Below are 16899 nucleotides of genomic sequence, written 5' to 3'. Positions count from 1 at the left end.
TTAGCATTTGTCTGTCTCCTGTGCTGGTGGGTTGGGGCGATCCATCTGCACCAGTTCAGCCCTTGCATCGGCATATTCCTCGTAGTCAGAGCAAGATTCCGTGCGAATCAGGTTCCACATTTCGGTTATGGTGTCCTCATCCACCTCGGCCTGGAGGCTGAACCCGCAATCCCCACAGTTGATCTCTGACACCTGGAGTTCTCTACTGGAGTCGCAGTGTGTGCAATCCGATCCACATCGGGGGCAATTTTGGAGTTCACCTTCTCCCCACCACTTTTCAGACCCGCTGAAGCGGAGGACGAACCCCGCCTCTTTGGCCCGAGAGTGGGCGCACTCGACACACAGCAATCCTCCATCGCCTTCGGGCGATGGTTTGATGTGATCCCAGACATGATCCGGTGCCCAATAGATGGCGTGGTAGGTACGCCCGCAGGATTGGCATAGTTCGCCGGCGCCATGTTCGCCATTGTGGGTGGCCGGCCTGGTGGTTGTTCTTTTCAGGTAGTCCTCGACAGTCACGGCCATGGGCTGGTTGCCGTCGCCGAAATAGGTATCGGCGAGGCCGGCTTCGGTTTCGGGATCGACCTTCCACCCTGACTTCGTAACCTCCCGTACTCGTGCCGCCGCCAAGTGTCGGGCGTCTTCTTTGGTGACGGAGACAAACACCAGCGTTGCTTCAGTGGGCAGCCTCTTGGTCCGTGGTTCATCGCGCCCCATTACATGGGTGGATAGGCCATGACAGTCCGCTCGGGAACAGCCCATGGCAAAGGGCGTCACGCCATCCCGGGAGTTCCAGGCCTGGTTAATGTGGCCACAGCCGCCGCATTTGTAGAGCATCAGGCGGTAGGCTTCCTGATGCTTGTAGGGTGGGTCGTACTTAAAGCTCATGAGTTTTTTCTCCGTCCAGGTGCTTCGGGCTGTTGGTATGGCCAGCCGGTTTCGGTCCAGGGCCATCGTCAAGCAGTGCGGACCTGGCTACGTCCATGGCCTCATTGAACCGCTCCCATTTCGAATGGCTGACGTTTACTGCCCGGGTGCCGTCTGAGTCGATATCTGCGCGCATCAGCAGGTCATCCCGGATCTCTTCGCAGGCGTGAAGTAGGCGCCCCAGTTTTGCCATGCCATGCGGTCTGTTATCCAGAATAAATTGAAGGCGCTCAGCTACCTGTTGTTGGTCGCAGCCTTCAGGACCGATCCATTCGAATATCAGGTCGACGATGGCTTCGATCCGCGTCGTCGGTGGTGCCTTCATGACGTCCCTTTGCTGGAGCTCTTCCAGGATCTGCTCAATGTTCATGGCCACGCCATCCTTCAGGATCACGGCGCCGTCGTGGGTTACGCCCTGGGTGTATTCAGTCATCGTCGGATCTCCCAATGGTTTCAGCGATCGCGTCGCGTTCTTCGCCTACGAGCTCTACAACATCGTCCGGGATAGGACAGCCAGGGTTAGCAAACAGATGCCAGGTGCCGTCTCGTTTAGCGTATCCGGGTGTGAGGAATCGCCCTTTCAATGGATGGATGTCGAGGCCCAGGGATCTGAGGAATTCGAGCATGTCCGGCTTTGCGGGTAGTGCCTTGAAGTCTTTCGCCGCCTCGGACAGCGGGCCTTTCAGTGAGGGTCTATAGGCTACGCCCCATGATTTGCAGCGGACCCAGCCTTCTGGCGGGGATTTGTCGTCAAAGGTTATCCCTTCCAGAGTGGCCCCAGCATAGAGCCGGTCGCCGCCGTATTTTTTGCAGAACACGGTCCATTCGGCCTCAACCTGCGCCCGTGTTTCCGCGTCCCGGGCGAGGGCCGCGTGTGTGCGGGAGTCCGTGGGCACCCGGAATAGGGGTTGTTGGACAATTCTCATGAAATTTCACCGCGTTGATCGGTTGTGGATTCTGAGGTTTCTGCTGGCGCCAGGAACAGCTCCGTACCATTCGGCAGGGGTGCGCCCTTCCAGTGGCCGGAGACATGCAGCATCAGCTGGCTCCCCTGTTGCTGGCACAGAACTACCTGCCCGACTGGTTGGGCCTCGATCTGTTGCCGGCGGTGCCAGTGGGCTTTGATCTGATCGGCCAGGTACTGGGCGCCGGACTGGCTGAATGGGTCCGACTTGGTGGCCATGGCCTGCAGGCGGTCGATGAGGTCGAAGACGTTGCTGTTGTCGCTCATCACCCGGCCCTCAAGTCGAATTCGTCTGCCATGGCGTATCGGTCCATGCCCACTTCACGGATGACGCCTTCCTTGGCCATTCGCTTGCAGCGGCTGGCGCTGATGGTTATGCCGTTGCGGCTGTCGTTGTCTGGCAGACCTTCGATGGCGGCCCGGCGGACCTTCGTATGGATGCGCAGGTGGGCGCCGTCCTGTAGTGCGGAAATGACGCGCTCCATCATCTTGTTGTCCTGTCGGCGGCTGATGGACTGGGCGCTTTCACCGACATCGTTTGCCTGGTTCATGACACGCTCCTGTGGAAGCTATACTGTCTCTCCGGGTTGCTGGAGGATTGCAGATGTGTGGCCGGTTCAACGTGAGTGATGATCCCTTTGTGCAGGGGCTGATGGAGGCGCTGGGCATGCCACTGAAGTTGAAGCCACGGCGGAATGTTGCCCCGGGCAGCCAGGCGGAGTTCGTGCTGGATGCGGGCGATGGCCGGCAGCTGGTGGAGGGCATGTGGTCCCTGCTGATCGAGCCGCGTCCGGATGGCACCGGGTACCGGCCCAATCCCAAGTTCAAGACGTTCAACGCGCGCTCGGATCGGCTCACGTCCAGCCCGCTGTGGAAGCGGGTGTACCCGAAGCAGCGCTGTATCGTGCCCATGTCGGCGTTTCACGAATGGCGCAACGGGCAGGTCTACAACATTCACCCGCAGGGCGAGGCGATCGCCATGGCGGGGCTGTGGCAGAGCTACCGGAACGGTGACGACGAGGTTCTGGCCTTTACCACCATCACGCTGCCGCCGCACCCGCGCTTCAGTCACATCCACGACAAGAGCATCCCTTTGATGCTCCGCCCTGAGGACTTTGATGCCTGGCTGGATCCGGATTTCCACCAGGTGGATGCGTTCCAGGGTCTGATGCGCACCCATATCCCGGTACCGCTGGTGTGCCAGCCGGTGCGCAGCCCGACGAACCTGGAGCCGGTTGGGGAAGCGGAAGTGCTTGAGGCGGATTAGCCGCCGGTACCGCCGTACTTTTGCCAACCAATTTTCGACCTTCTCGATTTCCTTCCAGATGATCTGGCGCAGTCGGTGGCACCGGCGGAAGCAGATCCCGAGAATGGCCTTTCCCCGGTTGGCGTCGCCAACCTGATCGCAGGCGATCTGGTAGGCCTCCAGCAGGAGGTTCAGCCGTGCGGTGATCATGCCGGCCCTCCGAAGTTGTTGCGGGCCTCTTCCATTTCCATCAGCCACTGCTCCCGTTCCCGCCGCTTCTGCTCCTCGATGGCCTTCAGCCGGGCCGCCTCGTCCAGGGCGATCTCGTCTTCACGGAGGGATTCCTCAAATTGGTGACGGGTGACTCGTTCGATGGTCATTGCGTGATCCTCCGAAACTCGATCACCCACACCCAGGGGTTGGCGTCCCAGCTATCAGGCCCGTTGATTTGGCTCCAGAGGTGGCGGAACCCACGCCGATAGCTAATTTCCGCACCACTGTGTCCATGGGTAGGCCCGCCCTCTGCTTTGGCATCTGCCACGCTGATATCCTGCAACCGCTCCACCCGAACATCGGTGATCTCCAGGGTGATCCGGCTGGCCCAGCGGGGCATGTGGATAGAAGGGCGCCATTTCGATTCGCCATCGTCATGGGTGGCTCTATACAGAACGGTGTCAGTGCATGGACACCCACAAGGCGACTCGCTACAACCACATTCATCGATGGCATTGAATTGGCGCCATGTCTCCCGCACCCACAGCCGGTCACCGGGCTGGCCGTAGGGGCATGGAATAATGCTGTGCTCAAAGTGCTGTTGGCCCGTACCGACTGAGCGCCGGATGAATACACCGAAGCGTTCCCGCAGCGGGTGTCGACTACGAATCCAGCCGTACTTGATTCCTATCTCAGATGCGGTACCGAACTCCCATCCATTGCCTGGCTGGGGGTTCAGTATCGGTCGCGTCTGAGTCTTACGGTCCTCCAGGATCGCTCGCACATTGTCATCCTTGAACCGGATCGGTCGTTCCTTTGTGGTGTGCTGTTTCATGCCATGTCCTCCAGCGGCCTATGGTCCACAGACAGCGCCACCCGCAGCGGCTGGACCCAGACTTTCTCCGGGCTGAGCACGAAGGTCTCACCGGTCCAGGCCAGTAGCAGGGTTTCCCCCATGGTGTTGCCGATGGCCTCGGCGGCGAGGGCCGGTACCGCGTTGCCGATCTGTTCGCGCCAGACGCTGTCGGACTTGCCGTGCAGCACCAGGTATTCCTCCGGCTCGATCAGGGATTGCAGGGCGGCGAGCTCCAGGGTGGTGAAAGGCCGGTGCCAGGTGCCGTCCAGGGCGGTGATTTCCGCGATCAGGCGGTCAGTGGCTGCCGGCAGGGTGTCTTCCGGACCCTCGCTGTTGGCAGCTGGGCGGGGATCGGCGACGGTCCATCGGCCATTGTCGTGGCCGGCGGCAGCTGAGACGGCACCGGCGGGGGACTGCCAGGGCACGACGCCGTAATGGCCGGCGGTCAGGTAGCTGTCGCCCTTCTTGCGGGAGAGGCCCGGGCGTGGGTCCGCTACGGCGAAGGCGCTTTCACCGGTGGTGCTGGCTGCGATGACGGCGCCGCTGTGCTCGTTGTAGCAGGTGACACGGTACTTGCTGCGGGCTGCCGGCTGGCCTCCCGGGCGCGGGTCCTGCACACACTGGCCAGCACCGTGGGCGCTGGTCACTGCACCGGCGTTGCCTTCCCATGGCGTGATCCGGAAGGCGTTGTTGTGTTTGGCGGTACCGTGGTGCCGTGGGTCCGCCACACTGAACCGACCTTGACCAGGTGAGCGCTGGCCGGTGACGACGCCGGCGGTTTCCTGCCAGCCCAGTACGCCGTACTGGCTGTACTGCTGGCCGTCATACCGTGGGTCGGCGACGCTGAAGGCCCCGTTGGTGGGTCTACTGCCCCCGGCGATGGTTCCAGTGGGCGCATCCCAGCTGTTCACCCCGAGGTAGCCGTTGTGGTATCCGGGCACGATTAGGTAGTCACGCAGGTGGCCGTCCTCGATCGCCAGCCGGTTCAGGCTGCGCCAGTCCTTGCCCGCTTCGACGAAGGCCAGGCGTACCCACGTCTTCCATTGCAGGCTGGGGATGCGGTGCATGGGGCCGGCGTCTTCAACCCCCGGCAGCGGCATGGCCCCGAGGATATCGCCGACGGCGCGCAGCGTTTTCTTGGGTGGCTCGTAGAGGAACGGCGGTACCTTTTCCTCGTGGCGCGCCACCAGTAGGAACCGGCGGCGGCTCTGGGCGAGCCCGCCGATCTCCCCACAGTCGTGGGTGGTTTCCGCCACGGCGTACCCGTAGGCCCGCAGTAGCTGGGTGATTTGCTCCAGCAGGTGCCGGCCACGGTTGGCGATGCGGGGCACGTTCTCAAAGATCAGCAGTTCGGGCGGGTCGTTCTTCCAGGCTTCCAGGGTCAGCCAGATGCCCCGCAGTGTCAGTTCGTTAAGGGCCTGGTACTTGGCCGTGGTGCTGAGGCTTTGGGACAGCAGGCCGCTGAAGCCCTTGCAGGGTGCCGACAGAAACACAATGTGGGGCCGCTCGCCGCCGGCAGCGTTCTGTATGTCTGCCGGTGTGGCCTCCCGCCATCCCTCCGGTGGTGGGTGCCCATGGTAGGCCTCGTACTGCTGGGCGCTCATCAGGTCGCGGACGGTGCCCGGGACGCCCGTCAGCTTCTTGAAGTTGGCGATGGCCCTGGCGTCCACGTCGATGCCACCCAGACAGCGGAACTCGCCCTGGAGGTTACCTACCCGGGGGTTGGCCTTGTTGAAGCCCTTGGCTCCTCCGCCCAGTCCGCAGAATAGGTGGAAGTGGCGGATCTTCACTGGCTTCATGCCTGTGCCCTCTGGTGTTGATCACCCCAGACAGCGATCACCCGCCGAATCTGTTCTTCGGTCAGGTAGCGTTCCAGGTGATGGAAGGGGCCGACATGGGTCAGCAGGGCCAGCATGGCCTGGCTGTTGTCGATGTCCAGGGTTGAGACCACGTCGCGCATGTTGGCGGCAAAGCGGTTGTTCCACAGGGAAAGCAGCAGGGCAGAGGCAGCACGACCGCCCCCGGTATCGGTGATGGCGATTTCATACAGCTTGATAGCCGCTGCCTGTGGGTCGTTCTGGTAGCGTTGGCGGGCTCGCTCTTCCTTCTCCCGCTCCATGGCTTCCATTTCTTCCAGCGTGCAGCGGATGGTGACGTTGCCGTTGTAGGTCGGGTCCTGACTCTGTTCCATGACGGTGTCCTCTTATCGTGATCGGGTCGTTGCATCCGGCAGGGCTCTCGCTGGAAAGCCCTCCCGGATGTGCCCCCGCAGGGGGCGGTGGATTTACGGGCAGAAGATGCCCACGTAGGTCTTCACAGGGCTGTCTTCGAAGCTGGTGCGCAGCTTTTCCTCCAACTCCCGGGCCATTTCCTCCTCCTGGGTTTCCAGCCGGACGATGCGGGTGCTGATCCTGGGTTCCTCGCCGGTGATCACGGCCAGGCGGACGCGAAAGGTCCGTTCGTCCAGGCCCTGGTAGGGTTCGCACTTGAAGGTCAGGAATGCCGGAAGCTGGTCCTGGTTCTTAGCTTCCACTTCCGCCATGGCGCTGCGGCGGGTGCCAAAGTTGGATTCCTCGCTGGTGGCTTCGGCGTTGCTGCCGATGGTGATGCGGCGGATGGCGCTGACGGCCTGGGCCATGGAAAGGAGAACGCCGCCAGACGTTTCCGCTTCCAGGTAGTCCACGTGGTCTTCCATCCATTCGGCCAATTCGCGCTGGCCGAACTTCTTCTCATTAATGCTGAGCAGTTCCTGGAAGGCCGCCGTCTTTTGCAGCTTTAGATTGGCGGTGAAATCACCGTGGCCGGGAGACTCGGTATCACCGAGGTTGAAGAACGCCTTGGCAGTCATCTGTTCCGGATTCACGAAGCACGGAAATTGATCTGGCACCCCATCAGTCAGCAGGTGAATGCTGTCCACAGTGGTTCGGCTGTACTCAACAAACTCGCTGATCAGCGTCGTGGCCATGGAGCCCCGGTAACGGCGGCGCTCTTGCAGGTACATTTCAAGGTCGCAGACCTCAACACCTTCGGGCAGGGCTGTCGCGGTATCGTCGGACTGCTCCTGGATGAAGGCTCGCAGGGCGTCCGCCTGCACCGCCTTGGTGTATTCGCGCAATGATTCGTTATCCACGGTTTACTCCTCGTCGTTCTGGTGGGTTTTGGGTTGTCCCTTGCGGTCGAACATCTGGCCTTGGTCTTCCGGGAACACACTCATCCGTCCACCGCGATTCACGTGCATGACGGATTCGGTGGTGTTCTCCTGGCTGTAATTGCCGTTGCGCTCGGGCACCTTGTAGGTGAGCGTGTGCTTGATGCCGACGCGGTAGCTGTTGCCGATGCGGCCCAGCTTGAACTTGAGGGTGACTTCACCGTTCTTGTCGGTGTCGATCACCCCGCCCGCTACGTCGCTGAGGGCGCGGCTGACCTTTTCGGCGAACACACCGCCGTCCAGGTCGTTGATGAAGTCGGGCAGGTCGGTGCCCCGTTGGTTGTCCATGGGTTAGAGCTCCGGTTGGTGTTGGATGATCTGCCCGAGTTCCTGCAGGCACTTGCCCACCAGGTCCGTCAGTCCGGGCCGGGTGGGGTAGTACTGCTGGTGTTGCAGCAACTCGTGGCACAGGTGCACGCCCTCCAGCGGGTGGCGGCTGGCTGCGTTGTGAATCTCGCAGCGAAGCTCCACGTCCGACAGGCGCATGAGCGGTGCCAGGGTGTGGCAGGTGGCGGTGCAGGCGCGGGGCATCAGTGGTCATCCCCCTGTTCGCCCCAGGCCACCAGCACCGGCTCCATCAGCTGGTCGCTGACGATCTGCCGGAAGTTGACCTGCACGCCGATGATGAAATTCAGCACGTGCCGGCAGGCGTAGTTCAGTTCCCGGTCGAAGAACCCCAGGTCATGGATATCGAGGGGGTATTTGCTGGGGCTCCACAGGCTGAGCAGGAACTGGGCCGCGCGTTTGGCATCCCGGTCTTCCTCCAGGGCACGGGTGAATAGCTCCCGGAGTGACCGGTTCACGACAGAGGGGACAGTGCGCAAGTCCAGCCATCCCAGCCTTTCGTCCTTCGCGGCCAGCCCGTTGTACAGAGAGGCGCCAGCGCTTGGCCCCGAATGGGGTGCGGACGGTGAGCCAGTGGATGACGATGGATTGATGTTGGGCATCGGGGTCATCGTGTTGCGTCCTTTCCAGGTTGGTGGTGCTGACCAGCCACACGGCGGCCAGGGCGAGCATCAGTAAGACGGCGGTCGATACCATCGGGTGTGTCCTTGGGTTTCGGTGGTATGGGTGTGCTGCGCAGGCGCTGGCCGGCGCCCCTGGCCAGTTGGATCAGGTCGGCCAGCAGCATGTCGTCAGTCAGTGGCAGGGTGGTGCCCATGGTTCAGTCCTCCGCTGGCGTGATGTGGTGGTTGATGGCCCGGTTGCCCCGGTGCAGCAGGGCGCGGATCTGGACCGGGTCGCTGTACTGGCCGGTAATCTTGCGGACGCGGGCCAGTACGTCCGGCTGCTGGGCCGCCGGGAACAGCGCCACGTGGTAGTTGATGGCGTCCAGTAGCGGGCGGTTGCCCGGGTGGCCTTTCAGCTTGGCGCTCCAGATGGACTGCCAACTGGCGAGCAGTTGCAGGCAGGTTGGGCGGCTGCTGGCGTGGCGTAGGGTGCTTTTGGCCTTGGTCATGCACGGGTACCTGATGGTTGGTGGGTGGTGCCCTGGTGGGCCTGTTCCTGGGCGATCTGCACGTCGAATTCCCGGGCCAGCCAGTTCAGGCCACGGGCGGTGACGTGGGTGACGGCGTAGGGGCGCTGGCCGACCACCTGGTGCTGGTAGCCCTTGAGCTTGGTGGTGAACAGGCCCCGGTCCACGTAACTCCGGTAGGGCAGGTTGTTGCGGTCCAGTACCCGGCGCTCACGCAGGGCGCGGAACAGTTTGTTGGGGCCCAGGCCCAGCATGCGGGCCGCCTGGCGTAACGGGATGGGGAAACGGGTGCTCATGCCGTGCATACCTCCGTAACGGTGATGTCGCCGTTGGTGCAGATCTTCAAAACCACATCGTTGACGGCCTGGTCGATGACCTGGGCGATCCGGCGTTTCTCTTCGATGCTTTCCTGCACCATGGCCTTCAGTACCGGGTTGGTGGTCTTGCGCAGGATGGCCTGGTTATCCCGGATCTCCCGGTTGACGGTGACCAGCAGGGCGATGGCCTGGCGTTGGGTGAGGTGGATGTTCATGCAGCCCCCAGCCAGTTATTCAGGTCCATTTCCAGCCGTCCCGGGCCCCGGGGGCCGATGCGGACGGACGTGCTGCGGGTGCCGCCACGGCGGTAGACGTCGGAATCCGGCAGGGTGCTGCCGACCCATCCGCCGGCGATGATCAGCAGGGCGGCGGCCATGTGGCGGGGGTTGTCGCGGGCGGCGACGATGTAGCCATGGATGCAGGCCCTGGCTACGGCCAGGGTGCGGGTGCTGGCGTTCAGCTTGAGCATGACGCTGGCCACCAGCTTCTTGGCACCGGGTGTGCCGTGGCCACGGAGCATGGCAATGGCGGCGTTCTCTTTGCCTTCGCCCATGTAGGCCAGGGTTTCCAGCTCGGCGGGGGTAAACCTGCCGTCCTTGTTGACTGCCGTGAATTCGGTGGCTGTGAACTGATCCATAAGTCACCCCTTAGTAAATGTAAGGCATGACTTAAAGATAAACCGAAATTTCAGGTAGGTAAAGGTGGGCTTACCATAATTAAGTCTAAGCTGATTGCGATGTTAATAGTTGTTGGCTATAAGTTGATCAGAAGCAGAGTAGGAGGTAGCGATGCGATATGTAGTTCTAGGGGTGTGCTTGTTCCTGGGAATGAGTACTGCTAGCGCGGCAGAAACAGTTGGCGGGAAGATCGCCTGTATTACCAAGGCGTGGTACGACGACTTCGTTAAGTTTGCGGCGGCGGATGACCTTGAAAGCATCGAGGTGTACATGGAGCAGAAGCGCTGCTTCCAGCTCAAGGATGGCATGACGGTAACCATCATGGAGTATCCCGGAATGCTAGGCGGTGTCTGGGAGGTGGCGTATCGTGGTCAGAAGTTCTACGTGCAAAGGGAGGGGATTCGTGACTATTAGGGCGTTACGGCTTCTTCTTGGTCACCAGGGAGTGCACAAAATCTGCGAGCAATCCAACTGATTCCTCTGATAAGCGGTTGTTGGCTAAAGCGTAGTTCAAGCTGCTGATCAGCCGCTGGACATTCTCTGACTCACCATCCGATGAATAGATAGCCCTGGTTTCGGCTATCTGCATTTCCTTGATGTTCTCTTCTTCGTCCGTGACCAGCTTCGGGCCTTCTCCCTTCAGTATCCAGAGATAACGATAGCCGGTGATGATGCTGGTTTTCTTCAGGTTGTCCTTGGATATCTGTCCAGACCGCTTCCAACCGCCAACTGATTGCACTGTAACGTCGCAATAGTTGGCAATTTCCGTTTGGGACGGAGGGCTCTGTTCAATGGCTTCCTTGAGCCGTAGCCGGAAGCATTCAAGGTCTGCTTTATCCATGGCGGAACGATATACAGAAACCTTATGGTTGCATAGCAGCCCAGACTGAGTAATCATGAAGGTCAGCCTTAGTCATTGAGGGTTACCTTGTGAACGTCGCACCAATCAGTCTTCCAGACGTGAATGTCATTTTTCACCGATTGAAGCAACACCCTGAAATTCGGACAAAAACCCGTATCGCTGAGATATGTGGCGTTAGTCCTCAGTCGCTCAACTGCTGGACACGGATCCCCGCAGAGTATGTTCGTCGTCTGGAGCACGCTTCTGGTGGTTCTGTGACTCGGTACGAAATGCGCCCCGATGTCTTCGGGCCAGGTCCCGACGACGATTCAGACCTGGATCAGGTTATGACTAATCGCTGTGTTGCATAAGTAACCATATAGCTAGTGCATTGAGGGCTCTTTGCATGTCACCTTTTCAGCTCCCCGGAGGGCTGCCATGGATGTAACGGCAGTACTCGACCAGTTTCGTTCCCTGGGCTTGATCGTTGATAGCCTGGATTCCAGTGGCAAGATCGTGCGGGTACCGGTGGACTATCCTCGGGCCGACCGTGGCGGTAAGAAGTCTGGCTGGTATGTGGTCCATGAGTTCCGACTGAGTTCCGGCGCCATCGGGTTTGCCGGTGCCTATGGCAACCATAAGCTGCCGGATGTCGAAAGCCAGACCATTGGCGTGGACGCCCGCCAGCTGACCGAGGCGGACCGGCAGGAGTACGAGCGCAAGCGCAAGGCGGCGGCCCAGCAGGTGCGGGACGATGCCCGCAAGGCGGCGGATGAGTGTGCCACCCGGGCCCGGGAAATCTGGGGCAAGATGAGCGACAGCGGCACCAGTGCCTACCTGGACCGTAAGGGGGTGCGGGCCTACGGCCTGAAGTTTGGCCGGGGCAAGGTGGTGGTGCCGGTGTATCACGCCCGCCCGGGCGAGGATACGGATGCCCTGGGTCTGGCCCTGGTGGGGCTGCAATTCATTGATGGTGACGGCAACAAGAAATTCCTGACCGGTACCCCCAAGAAGGGGGCCTTTCACTGGCTGGGGGCCGTTCCCTCCGACCCCTCCCTGACGTGGGAGCACAACAGCACGGTGCTGGTCGCGGAAGGGTACGCCACGGGCGCGAGCCTGCACATGGCCACGGGGTTGCCGGTGGCGGTGGCGTTCGATGCGGGCAACCTGGCGCCGGTGGTGACCGCGCTGCGGTCATGCCTGCCCCATGCGACCTTCTGCATTGCCTGTGACGATGACCGCGACACCGAAGGCAACCCCGGGCTGAGCAAGGGCAGGGCGGCGGCCCAGGCCGTGGGCGGTGTGTTTGTACTCCCGCAGTTTGAGGAGCCCGCCCGTGAGCCAGACTGACTTTAACGACCTGCACAAGGCGCGGGGCCTGGAGGCGGTGCGGGAGCAGATCCTGGCCGCGATCGAGGCCGGCCCGGTTGACCCCAGTAATGATGACGGCGGTGATGATTCTCCCCCGGCCCCCTCCGATTCAGGGGGTGCGGGGGAGCGGATGGACATCGACCAGGCCCTGAAGCAGTTTGCGCTGATCCATGGTGAGACGAAGGTGTACGACTACCGCCTGCGCAAGGTGTTCAAGGGCAGTGGTATCAAGGCCACCGTGGGTAATGAGATCTACAAGGCCTGGCTGGAGCACCCGGACCGGCGGACGGTGACCTGGCAGGATGTGAACGGGTACCAGCAGAAGCCGGACGGCAGCGACCCGGTGAACGTGATGCTGGACCGGTACGTGCTGATCTACCCCACCACGGATATATGGGACCGGAAGACCCAGCAGCTGGTTACCAAGCAGGCCTTGCAGGCCTACCTGCCGAACGACTTCAACCGATGGCTGGAACACCCCCGCCGGCGGACCATCGAGCGGGAGCAGCTGGTGTTCGACCCCACCCAGACGTCGGACCCGGAAACCACCATCAACACCTTCACGGGCATACCGCTGGAGCCTGACCGGGAGGCGGCTGCCACCGCCTATACGGAGTGCCGGGGTATCCTCAAACTGCTGTGGCACCTGTGCAACCGTGACAAGGCGGTGCTTGATTGGGTGCTGAAGTGGCTGGCCTACCCGTTACAGCATGTGGGGGCAAAGCTGGACACAGCGCTGCTGTTCCACAGCGATGTCCAGGGCAGTGGCAAGAGCCTGTTCTTCGGGCGGGTGATGACCCAGATCTATGGGCGCTATGCGTCGATCCTGGGGCAGCACCAGTTGGAGTCCCAGTACACGGACTGGCGCAGCCGGTTGCTGTACGCGGTGTTCGAGGAAGTGCTGTCCCGGTCGGAAAAACATAATCAGATGGGGACGATCAAGCACATGATCACCGGTACCACCCAGCGGATCGAGCAGAAGTTCGTGTCCGGCTGGGAGGAAGCCAACCATATGAACGGCGTGTTCCTGTCCAACGAGATCCAGCCCTTCCCTCTGGAGCCCACCGATCGCCGCTTCCTGGTGGTGTGGCCCAATAAAACCCTGGACGAACCCTTGCAGGCCCTGGTGTCGCGGGAGCTGGACAGCGGCGGGCCGGCGGCGTTCTACCAGTACCTGTTGGACTATGAGCTGGGGGACTTCAACCCGCATTCGAAGCCGCTGGATACGGAGGCGCGGCAACGGGTGATCGAGTTCAGCCTGCCGGGGTTCGAGGTGTTCTACCGGGAATGGAAGGATGGCGAGCTGGACGCGCCCTATATGGCCTGCACTACCCGGGACCTTTACCAGGTGTACCGGCGATGGTGCAACGAGACCGGCAACCGGCCCCTGACGGAGACCAAACTGATCACCATCCTGGCCAGCCGTGAGCTGAAGGCCCGGGAGCGGTTCCGGATCATGAACGTGGAGCACCAGGCCATGTGCCTGGTGGTGGGGAAGCCACCGGCAGACAAGCCGAAGATGGACTGGCTGGGCAGCTGCGTGGCTGAGTTCCGGCGCAAGACCCGGAAGGAGACTGACGAATGAGCCGGGGTGCGGGCGGTGATGTGCAGGGTCTGTGCAGGGTTCAGAAACAACCCTGCACACGTTCAGCCCTTGGGGCAGAAGGGATGTGCAGGGTGTGCAGGGTGTGCAGGGTTGTCCCGCGCGCACGTGTGCGCGTGTTTTTACGGGGGCTTATCATCCACCTTGCTAAAAAAATTTCCCGCGCGCGTAGTCATACCCCTGCACACCCTGCACACCCTGCACATCCATTGGGAGAGTAAGGCTAAACACGTGCAGGGTTGATTTCCAACCCTGCACATACCCTGCACAACAGGTTTTTAACGACAACACGAGGGTGAGTGATGCTGGAGAGTACAAAGCTACGGTTGAAACAGTGGGGCGACTGGGTACGCAGTGGCGGCCATAACCTGGGGTATTCCTCGGTGCGGATGAACGCACCCTCTGGCGGCTGTGACGTGCCGGATGACCAGGCCATGCAGGTGGACCAGGCAGTGGCCTGCCTGAAGCGGCAGGAGCCTGCCTTGGGCAAGGCCCTGATGCGCCACTATGTGCAGGGGTGGGACTACACGATGGTGGGGGAGGAGATCGGCAAGTCCCGCGACCAAGTGAGGGTGCTGTTGCGCAGCGCGGAAGCGTGGGTGGATGGTCGGTTATTTGAGTAAGTCGGGACTAAAAAATACTAAGTCTAGGTTGACTCCGTGCGCGCACGGATATAGGGTTATTCCCGTAAGGTCACGAAATTGTGTCCTTCGTCAGCAAGAGCCCCGTAAAACCCGGTCAGCGATGGCCGGGTTTTCTTGTTTGGGGCTTACTACTGGTACTGATCGGGAAGAGTAGTCGTTGCAATCGCCTTGCCCGCCGTTTGGCGGGCTTTTTTCTTTGTGCCCGGAGTTGACCCATGCACCTGTATGAGATGGCCTTCCGCCGCTGTGATGGTTTTGGCTGTGGCGGGTTCGGGGACTCGCGGGGCAGTCGCAAGCACAACGGCGTTGACCTGATCTGCCAGGCCGGGGCCCGGATCCAGTCGCCGGTGTCTGGCCGCGTGACCAAGCTGGGGTATTGCTACCCAGATGACCTGTCCTTCCGGTATGTGGAGGTGAGCAGCCACGGGTACCGGTACCGGGTGTTCTACGTGGAGCCACTGGTCAGCGTGGGTGATGAGGTTTCCCGGGATTCCTGCATTGGCGTTGCCCAGAGTATTGCCAGCCGTTACCAGGGCATCACGCCCCATGTTCACTTTGAGCTGATGACCGCCGATGACGGCTATATCGATCCGACGCCGGTCATTCTGGCCCAGCAGCCCTGATCGTTAACCGGAACGCTATGGACAACAAGATGCCCGAGAAGTGGATCGCGCAGTTAGTGGCCAAGGTTGTGGAGTATTGGGACGCGATCTTCGTGATCCTCTTCGGAGCGACAGGCGGGGTGCTGAAGTACCTGCACGATGTGAAGGATGGCAAGGAGCGGTGGAGCTTCTGGGCGTTTGCCCTGGCCGCTGCGTCTTCCGGGTTTCTGTCCCTGGGCCTGTACTACGTGTTTATCGAGCTGTTCGAGTGGAGCGCGGACCTGTCCGTGGCCATGTCGGGCATCGTCGCCTATGTCGGTGCCAAGCGGGTTGAGCGCCTGCTGACTGAGATCATCCTCCGTAAGTTTTCCTGACCTGGAGAGTCCCATGTTGAAGCCCCTGATTGCCATGCTGCTGGTGGTGGCACTGGCGAGTTGTGCCGTGCTGGAGGAAGTGGAAAAGAACCCGATGACGGCCCAGCTGATGACCGACCAGCTGACCCTGCGGCTGATTGCCGCTGACGATGACCCCGTGGCCCGTGCCGGTCGTGTGCGTGAGGCGGTGGCCAACCTGCAGGCGAGGGTGGACGGCGGTGCAGAGTTCACACTGGAGCAGTTCCAGGAGTACGCCCTGGAAGAAATCGGCATTGATTCGCTGAACCAGGCGGACCGCGAGCTGGTGCTGTACGGCGTGCGGCTGGCCAGGCAGTCCATCGCGGAGCTGATCGGCGAGGGCGTGGTGGCACCGGATGAGCGGTACACGCTGGCTACCTTCCTGTCATGGATTGACCAGGCGGCTGCGAGGGTTCGGTGATGCCTGCTGCTGAGCAGATGTTCTCGAAGCTGCACCAGACGTTCACCGCGTCCCGCCAGTGGCGGCTGACCATGCCGCTGATGTACTTCCACCGCACCGGGACGATTGTGGTGCCGACCGGGTTCAAGACGGACCTGGATAGCGTACCCCGGATCCCGGTGGTGTATGCGGCGTTCAAGGGCAGGGCGGTGAAGTCCGCCGTTGTCCATGACTATCTCTATGAATCCCAGCGGGGCAAGGCCTTCGCCGATCGGGTGTTCCTGGATGCCATGCGGCATGAGGGTGTCCCGGCCCGCTGGCGCTATCCCATCTATTGGGCGGTCGTTCTGTTCGGCGCCCCGATCTATTCGAGGAAACGGTAATGCGACTGATCGCACTGATGTTGCTGGCCCTGCTGGCCGTGCCCGCCATGGCGGAAACCCTGACCTGGACCCCGCCCACTGAGCGTGCAGATGGTACCCCCCTGGACCCGATGACCGAGGTTGCCGAGTACCGCCTGGTGTGCGGTGAGGTGGTCACCAGTATCGAACCCACGGTTGCCGAGGGTGAGCAGTACGAGCTGACCAAGCACCAGGTGCTGCCGGATTACGGTACCTGGGACTGCCACATGACCACGGTGGACAACGATGGGTTGGAGTCTGAGCCGAGTGAGACGGTGGTGATCGGATGGAAGAAGGTGCCGCCGCGTGAGCCTACGGATGTGCTGGTGATTGTGGAGTAGCGCTGTGCCTGCGAGTGAGAACCGGCGCTACTACCTGGTCCGCACGCGGGCAGCCTATGACGGCATTGAGCCGGACATTGATGGCCTCGACCGAGCGACGTTCCGTTACCTGTCCACTGATATCGCCGTAGTGCGAGACCCGGATGGAGTTCATGATTTTCCGCCGGCCACTGTGGATTCAACGGTTGATGACCTCCCGCTCTTGTTGCCGCTGGATCTGACCCAAGCAGAGGTTGATGCGTTGTGTGCAGCGCAGGGCCTTGCCTCGGTGGACATTGAATCACTGGCGGCAGACCGTGTCGGGGGTGATTGATGGTCCAGACGGTCAACGATTTTTCACAGTATACGGTTGGTGCATTTCCATCGGATTGGGCTCGGGTTGGTGTGGGATCTTCCCCCTTTTCTGTTGAAGAGGCGGA

The 16899-nt window shown here is 61.4% G+C and carries 31 protein-coding genes; 12 read left to right on the top strand and 19 right to left on the bottom strand.

Annotated elements, in window-relative coordinates:
- From ACJO2E_RS08760 to ACJO2E_RS08740, 5 genes are read right to left on the bottom strand one after another with little or no spacing between them, the layout of a single operon-like run.
- Positions 1-888, bottom strand: coding sequence for a hypothetical protein (locus ACJO2E_RS08760; RefSeq protein ID WP_406963496.1), 888 nt, complete (start codon positions 886-888; stop codon positions 1-3).
- Positions 878-1360: a hypothetical protein gene (locus ACJO2E_RS08755; RefSeq protein WP_406963495.1), complete on the bottom strand. Its 483-nt coding sequence runs from the start codon at positions 1358-1360 to the stop codon at positions 878-880. The genes ACJO2E_RS08760 and ACJO2E_RS08755 overlap by 11 nt, the downstream gene beginning before the upstream one ends.
- On the bottom strand, positions 1353-1853 hold the full coding sequence (locus ACJO2E_RS08750) for a hypothetical protein (RefSeq protein ID WP_406963494.1): 501 nt from the start codon (positions 1851-1853) through the stop codon (positions 1353-1355). The genes ACJO2E_RS08755 and ACJO2E_RS08750 overlap by 8 nt, the downstream gene beginning before the upstream one ends.
- The gene (locus ACJO2E_RS08745) at positions 1850-2158 is read right to left on the bottom strand and encodes a hypothetical protein (protein ID WP_406963493.1); all 309 of its coding nucleotides are present in this window, start codon (positions 2156-2158) and stop codon (positions 1850-1852) included. Before ACJO2E_RS08745 ends, ACJO2E_RS08750 begins: the two co-directional genes overlap by 4 nt.
- Positions 2158-2442 carry a hypothetical protein gene (locus tag ACJO2E_RS08740; RefSeq protein ID WP_406963492.1) on the bottom strand — a complete coding sequence of 95 codons (285 nt, stop codon included), beginning with the start codon at positions 2440-2442 and terminating at the stop codon, positions 2158-2160. Before ACJO2E_RS08740 ends, ACJO2E_RS08745 begins: the two co-directional genes overlap by 1 nt.
- 53 nt (positions 2443-2495) lie before the next feature.
- On the opposite strand from ACJO2E_RS08740, the gene ACJO2E_RS08735 reads away from it, so the two are divergent.
- Positions 2496-3158: an SOS response-associated peptidase gene (locus ACJO2E_RS08735; protein WP_406963491.1), complete on the top strand. Its 663-nt coding sequence runs from the start codon at positions 2496-2498 to the stop codon at positions 3156-3158.
- 185 nt (positions 3159-3343) lie between these two features.
- On the opposite strand, the gene ACJO2E_RS08730 is transcribed toward ACJO2E_RS08735, so the two are convergent.
- The 13 genes from ACJO2E_RS08730 to ACJO2E_RS08670 all read right to left on the bottom strand — a co-directional run bounded on the left by ACJO2E_RS08730 (position 3344) and on the right by ACJO2E_RS08670 (position 9845).
- Positions 3344-3517: a hypothetical protein gene (locus ACJO2E_RS08730; protein ID WP_406963490.1), complete on the bottom strand. Its 174-nt coding sequence runs from the start codon at positions 3515-3517 to the stop codon at positions 3344-3346.
- Complete coding sequence (locus ACJO2E_RS08725; RefSeq protein ID WP_406963489.1) at positions 3514-4185, bottom strand: hypothetical protein; 672 nt, start codon at positions 4183-4185, stop codon at positions 3514-3516. The genes ACJO2E_RS08730 and ACJO2E_RS08725 overlap by 4 nt, the downstream gene beginning before the upstream one ends.
- Positions 4182-6005 (bottom strand): DNA cytosine methyltransferase, encoded by a 1824-nt coding sequence (locus tag ACJO2E_RS08720; protein ID WP_406963488.1) that lies wholly within the window; start codon positions 6003-6005, stop codon positions 4182-4184. Before ACJO2E_RS08720 ends, ACJO2E_RS08725 begins: the two co-directional genes overlap by 4 nt.
- Positions 6002-6397, bottom strand: a complete 396-nt coding sequence (locus ACJO2E_RS08715) for a DUF7673 family protein (RefSeq protein ID WP_406963487.1) — start codon at positions 6395-6397, stop codon at positions 6002-6004. Before ACJO2E_RS08715 ends, ACJO2E_RS08720 begins: the two co-directional genes overlap by 4 nt.
- Before the next feature lie 93 nt (positions 6398-6490).
- Positions 6491-7336, bottom strand: coding sequence for a DUF2303 family protein (locus ACJO2E_RS08710; protein WP_406963486.1), 846 nt, complete (start codon positions 7334-7336; stop codon positions 6491-6493).
- A gap of 3 nt (positions 7337-7339) precedes the next feature.
- Entirely contained in the window at positions 7340-7702 is a 363-nt protein-coding gene (locus ACJO2E_RS08705) for a YfdP family phage-associated protein (RefSeq protein WP_406963485.1), read from the bottom strand.
- Between the two features lie 3 nt (positions 7703-7705).
- Positions 7706-7945, bottom strand: coding sequence for a hypothetical protein (locus tag ACJO2E_RS08700; protein ID WP_406963484.1), 240 nt, complete (start codon positions 7943-7945; stop codon positions 7706-7708).
- Positions 7945-8370 (bottom strand): DUF7673 family protein, encoded by a 426-nt coding sequence (locus ACJO2E_RS08695; protein ID WP_406963483.1) that lies wholly within the window; start codon positions 8368-8370, stop codon positions 7945-7947. Before ACJO2E_RS08695 ends, ACJO2E_RS08700 begins: the two co-directional genes overlap by 1 nt.
- Positions 8367-8576 (bottom strand): hypothetical protein, encoded by a 210-nt coding sequence (locus ACJO2E_RS08690; RefSeq protein WP_406963482.1) that lies wholly within the window; start codon positions 8574-8576, stop codon positions 8367-8369. The genes ACJO2E_RS08695 and ACJO2E_RS08690 overlap by 4 nt, the downstream gene beginning before the upstream one ends.
- A 3-nt stretch (positions 8577-8579) precedes the next feature.
- Positions 8580-8873, bottom strand: a complete 294-nt coding sequence (locus ACJO2E_RS08685; protein ID WP_406963481.1) for a hypothetical protein — start codon at positions 8871-8873, stop codon at positions 8580-8582.
- Entirely contained in the window at positions 8870-9187 is a 318-nt protein-coding gene (locus tag ACJO2E_RS08680) for a phage antirepressor KilAC domain-containing protein (RefSeq protein WP_406963480.1), read from the bottom strand. Before ACJO2E_RS08680 ends, ACJO2E_RS08685 begins: the two co-directional genes overlap by 4 nt.
- Positions 9184-9423, bottom strand: a complete 240-nt coding sequence (locus ACJO2E_RS08675; protein WP_406963479.1) for a hypothetical protein — start codon at positions 9421-9423, stop codon at positions 9184-9186. The genes ACJO2E_RS08680 and ACJO2E_RS08675 overlap by 4 nt, the downstream gene beginning before the upstream one ends.
- On the bottom strand, positions 9420-9845 hold the full coding sequence (locus ACJO2E_RS08670; RefSeq protein WP_406963478.1) for a helix-turn-helix domain-containing protein: 426 nt from the start codon (positions 9843-9845) through the stop codon (positions 9420-9422). The genes ACJO2E_RS08675 and ACJO2E_RS08670 overlap by 4 nt, the downstream gene beginning before the upstream one ends.
- A gap of 190 nt (positions 9846-10035) precedes the next feature.
- Between ACJO2E_RS08670 and ACJO2E_RS08665 the strand changes: the two genes are divergently transcribed.
- On the top strand, positions 10036-10299 hold the full coding sequence (locus ACJO2E_RS08665) for a hypothetical protein (protein ID WP_406963477.1): 264 nt from the start codon (positions 10036-10038) through the stop codon (positions 10297-10299).
- 4 nt (positions 10300-10303) lie between these two features.
- Here the strand turns inward: ACJO2E_RS08665 and ACJO2E_RS08660 are convergent, their stop codons facing one another.
- Positions 10304-10783 (bottom strand): hypothetical protein, encoded by a 480-nt coding sequence (locus ACJO2E_RS08660; protein WP_406963476.1) that lies wholly within the window; start codon positions 10781-10783, stop codon positions 10304-10306.
- Between the two features lie 32 nt (positions 10784-10815).
- On the opposite strand from ACJO2E_RS08660, the gene ACJO2E_RS08655 reads away from it, so the two are divergent.
- From ACJO2E_RS08655 to ACJO2E_RS08610, 10 genes are all read left to right on the top strand, one after another.
- Complete coding sequence (locus ACJO2E_RS08655) at positions 10816-11097, top strand: YdaS family helix-turn-helix protein (RefSeq protein ID WP_406963475.1); 282 nt, start codon at positions 10816-10818, stop codon at positions 11095-11097.
- 67 nt (positions 11098-11164) lie between these two features.
- The gene (locus ACJO2E_RS08650; protein ID WP_406963474.1) at positions 11165-12076 is read left to right on the top strand and encodes a primase/helicase family protein; all 912 of its coding nucleotides are present in this window, start codon (positions 11165-11167) and stop codon (positions 12074-12076) included.
- The gene (locus tag ACJO2E_RS08645) at positions 12063-13682 is read left to right on the top strand and encodes a DUF5906 domain-containing protein (protein WP_406963473.1); all 1620 of its coding nucleotides are present in this window, start codon (positions 12063-12065) and stop codon (positions 13680-13682) included. The genes ACJO2E_RS08650 and ACJO2E_RS08645 overlap by 14 nt, the downstream gene beginning before the upstream one ends.
- A gap of 320 nt (positions 13683-14002) precedes the next feature.
- Positions 14003-14323 (top strand): antiterminator Q family protein, encoded by a 321-nt coding sequence (locus ACJO2E_RS08640; RefSeq protein WP_406963472.1) that lies wholly within the window; start codon positions 14003-14005, stop codon positions 14321-14323.
- 236 nt (positions 14324-14559) lie between these two features.
- Positions 14560-14967, top strand: coding sequence for a peptidoglycan DD-metalloendopeptidase family protein (locus ACJO2E_RS08635; protein WP_406963471.1), 408 nt, complete (start codon positions 14560-14562; stop codon positions 14965-14967).
- 17 nt (positions 14968-14984) lie between these two features.
- On the top strand, positions 14985-15320 hold the full coding sequence (locus tag ACJO2E_RS08630; RefSeq protein ID WP_406963470.1) for a phage holin family protein: 336 nt from the start codon (positions 14985-14987) through the stop codon (positions 15318-15320).
- 13 nt (positions 15321-15333) lie between these two features.
- Complete coding sequence (locus tag ACJO2E_RS08625) at positions 15334-15759, top strand: hypothetical protein (protein ID WP_406963469.1); 426 nt, start codon at positions 15334-15336, stop codon at positions 15757-15759.
- A complete protein-coding gene (locus tag ACJO2E_RS08620; protein ID WP_406963468.1) occupies positions 15759-16121 on the top strand; it encodes a DUF1353 domain-containing protein in 363 nt (120 codons plus the stop codon). Before ACJO2E_RS08625 ends, ACJO2E_RS08620 begins: the two co-directional genes overlap by 1 nt.
- Positions 16121-16480: a hypothetical protein gene (locus ACJO2E_RS08615; protein ID WP_406963467.1), complete on the top strand. Its 360-nt coding sequence runs from the start codon at positions 16121-16123 to the stop codon at positions 16478-16480. The genes ACJO2E_RS08620 and ACJO2E_RS08615 overlap by 1 nt, the downstream gene beginning before the upstream one ends.
- Positions 16481-16484: 4 nt before the next feature.
- Positions 16485-16793, top strand: a complete 309-nt coding sequence (locus ACJO2E_RS08610; protein ID WP_406963466.1) for a hypothetical protein — start codon at positions 16485-16487, stop codon at positions 16791-16793.
- Positions 16794-16899 lie beyond the last annotated feature (106 nt).

The sequence above is a fragment of the Marinobacter shunpengi genome (assembly GCF_045449695.1).
Taxonomy (GTDB): Bacteria; Pseudomonadota; Gammaproteobacteria; order Pseudomonadales; family Oleiphilaceae; genus Marinobacter.
The sequence above is the reverse complement of the archived record's forward strand: the minus strand, read 5'-3'. Positions and strand labels throughout refer to the sequence as shown.